Genomic DNA, 3,215 nt, shown 5'->3' with positions numbered 1-3,215 from the left:
ATATAACACCTTCTCATCTTGATGTCAATTAAGCAGATTATCTCTTTTCTATATCTTTGGCATCTTTTATCACCCAAAACTCTCCCCAACCCGCACCATAACTAAAAGTCATTTGCAACGCTCTCTAGAGAAGAAAAAACTCCTTTCTCCTTTTAAAAACAGAAGATTTCTGTCCCAGATAAAATTTACTTGACAACATTAAAATAGAATGTTATCATAAAATTCAGGCTAACGATGGCAAGGATAAAATTTTTCTGGACAATTCTTACGATGTTCTTTTTTCTTACAACTGTTATTACGGGCTTGATACAGGTAAATTTAGACTTACATCAATTCATTTATCACAAATATAGTGCTTATTTGACGATATTTTTTGTGCTTGGGCATACTTATTTTAATTGGCATAAATTATTAAAAGGAAGGGATAAGATTGCTTTCCAGACGCAATTTCCTGAGTAAAATTGGACTTTTAGGTTTAGGTGTCCCATTTTTTAATAAATGGTTTGCACCGCCAGACACTATTTCTGCACCTAATCTGGATATTGCAGAACAATATCACCAGGAAAGTAGACATACATTATTCAATATACTTTTAGGTAGAGGGAGTAAGGAACATACCTCGCCTTTATTCAAAAAATACATAGAGGCAGAAAAGATTAAATTACCACAGGATTTTAAATATCGGGGGATATCGGTTGAAGAGGCGATTATTAGAAGGAGGTCGAGACGAAATTTTATTCAAAAACCGATTTCATTAAAAGAATTATCTTGCTTGCTTTATTATGCCAGTGGGATAACGCAAGGAAAAGGCTCACATGGATTACGAGCCGCACCTTCTGCCGGGGCACTTTATCCCATAGAAATTTATCCTGTTATTCATCTGGTTGAAGGTATAAAACCTGGAATATACCATTATTCTATTGAAAACCATTCATTAGAATTGCTAAAACAGGGAGACTATCGTCAGAAACTTTCACAACACTGTTTAGGACAGGAGTTTGTTGGAAAATCTGCGGTAGCATTTATTATGACCGCTATATTTGCCAGGACAAAATCGAAATATCATCATCGTGCCTACCGTTATGCATTGATTGAAGCCGGACATATTGCTGAAAACCTCTATCTATCTGCCATCTCAATGGGATTAGGCACCTGTGCTGTAGGCGCTTTTTTCGACGACCAAATCAACCACACACTTGAAATTGATGGGATAAAAGAATCAGCAATATATATTACAGTAGTAGGAAATCAAGTTATCAGTAACAGAATTTATCAGGATTTGTAAGATATAAAATAATCCTGCCAATCTGCGAGAAAAACCTTGCCTCCAAAATCACAAAACTATAGTTTCAATTAGGGTGCGTGTAAAATTTATTGGTAACTATTTAACCGTCTGAATTAACGGTTAAATCAATTGAAAATCACAAAATTCCAAATCACAAATACCAAATTACAAATAAATTTCAATGACCAAAATTCAAAATTCCAAACAATACAAGAAGAAGATTTTTTCTTCAATTATTGAAAAATCTAAATAAATCCCTCTCGTTGTCATATAATCTTTGGAATTTGAAACTTATTTGGAAATTGGAATTTGGAATTTATTTGAGATTTGGTGCTTGGAATTTGTAATTTTCGCATTGAATATATCGGCAAAAAGATGAATATCCCTCAATATTTTTTACCCACAAATTTTACATACACTCTTTCAATTAAAACCTCTTGCAATTCAGAATATTTTATGATATGATAATTATATTATGAAAATAGCAACTATTGTGGGTGCCAGACCCCAGTTTATCAAACTCAGTCCCCTTTCTCAAAAACTGAGAATGAATTGTAAAGAAATCTTGATTCATACCGGACAACATTACGATTACGAGATGTCAAAGGTGTTTTTTGATGAATTGGAAATACCTGCACCAGATTACCATCTTGAGGTTGGGTCTGAGAGTCATAGTGTTCAAACAGGGAAAATGCTGATTAAAATAGAGGAGGCACTGGTTAAAGAAAAACCAGATATGGTTTTAGTTTATGGGGATACTAATTCCACTTTAGCCGGGGCATTAGCCACGGCAAAGATGAACATCCCGATTGGACATGTAGAGGCAGGTTTGCGTTCTTTTGATAAAGGCATGCCAGAAGAAATAAATAGAGTGGTGACAGACCATTTGTCTTCTTTTTGCTTTGCCCCGACTAAAACTGCGGTTGATAATTTGAAAAAGGAAGGAATTGAAAATGGAGTTTATTTAACTGGTGATGTGATGTATGATGCCGCAATTAAAGGCATAGAAATCGCTAAGTCTAAATCACAGATATTTAACCAACTAAATTTAAAAGAAAAAGATTACCTGCTTGTTACCATTCATCGACAGGGAAATACGGATGTTTTAGAAAATCTTACTTCTCTTGTTGAAAGTCTGGTAGAACTGAATGAAAAAATTGTCTTTCCGATTCATCCTCGAACTAAAAAGGTGCTAAAAGAATATGGACTTTTAAGTAAATTAGAAAGCAGTCCTTATGTAATAATTATTTCACCCGTAGGATACCTTGATTTTCTTCTCTTAGAGTCTGGGGCGAAAAAGATTCTCACAGATTCAGGCGGGATTCAAAAAGAGGCGTATTTCTTTAAAGTTCCGTGCATTACTTTAAGAGAGAATACCGAGTGGGTAGAGACCGTAGAAGATGGCTGGAATATTTTAGTTGGCACAAATAAAAACCAGATTAGCCAGGCAGTTCTTGAATTCAATCCGCAGAATAAACAAAGGGATGTTTTTGGTGATGGGAAGGCAAGTGAAAAAATTGCAGAGATTTTTATTGATTTTAAAGGCAATTGTGTGGTATAATTAGTAACTATTACTTTTCTATTGCAATATTTTATCTAAATATTATAATCGTTGATAGTTGATAGTTTATAGTTGATAGTTTATAGTTGAAGGACTATAGACTATAAACTATAAACCATAAACTATAAACCATAAACTATAAACCATAAACGAGTTTTGCATTTTGCTCTTTGGAGGAAATTGATAAAAATAGAGGTTTTAAATACCCGCTTAAAAACTACAGTTTCCTAATTTTGCAGAACTCGTAACCGTTCAGGCTATATATCAAAAGTGTAAGAAAGGGGATAAGGAGATAAGAGTGATATGGAGATAAGATAATAGAAATAGATTGAAATTTATAGAAATAGGTAGAAATTGATTGTGGAAAAC

3 protein-coding genes are annotated in these 3,215 nt (G+C 33.8%); all 3 read left to right on the top strand.

Features of this window, described 5'->3' with window-relative positions; genetic code table 11:
* Positions 1–234: 234 nt before the first annotated feature.
* The 3 genes from AB1414_17915 to wecB all read left to right on the top strand — a co-directional run bounded on the left by AB1414_17915 (position 235) and on the right by wecB (position 2,846).
* A complete protein-coding gene (locus AB1414_17915) occupies positions 235–459 on the top strand; it encodes a hypothetical protein (protein MEW6609291.1) in 225 nt (74 codons plus the stop codon).
* Positions 431–1,285 (top strand): SagB/ThcOx family dehydrogenase, encoded by an 855-nt coding sequence (locus tag AB1414_17910; protein MEW6609290.1) that lies wholly within the window; start codon positions 431–433, stop codon positions 1,283–1,285. The genes AB1414_17915 and AB1414_17910 overlap by 29 nt, the downstream gene beginning before the upstream one ends.
* 475 nt (positions 1,286–1,760) lie before the next feature.
* The gene (gene wecB / locus AB1414_17905) at positions 1,761–2,846 is read left to right on the top strand and encodes a UDP-N-acetylglucosamine 2-epimerase (non-hydrolyzing) (protein ID MEW6609289.1); all 1,086 of its coding nucleotides are present in this window, start codon (positions 1,761–1,763) and stop codon (positions 2,844–2,846) included.
* The last annotated feature ends 369 nt before the right edge of the window (positions 2,847–3,215 follow it).

The sequence above is a fragment of the bacterium genome (assembly GCA_040755795.1).
Classification (GTDB): domain Bacteria; phylum UBA9089; class CG2-30-40-21; order CG2-30-40-21; family SBAY01; genus JBFLXS01.
Note: the sequence above shows the minus strand (reverse complement) of the source record. Positions and strands in the feature narration are given on the sequence as shown.

What these genes read in the sequence shown, in the direction of transcription:
- wecB (MEW6609289.1), top strand. Translation starts at nt 1,761, where the DNA reads ATGAAAATAGCAACTATTGTGGGTGCCAGACCCCAGTTTATCAAACTC.
- AB1414_17915 (MEW6609291.1), top strand. Translation starts at nt 235, where the DNA reads ATGGCAAGGATAAAATTTTTCTGGACAATTCTTACGATGTTCTTTTTT.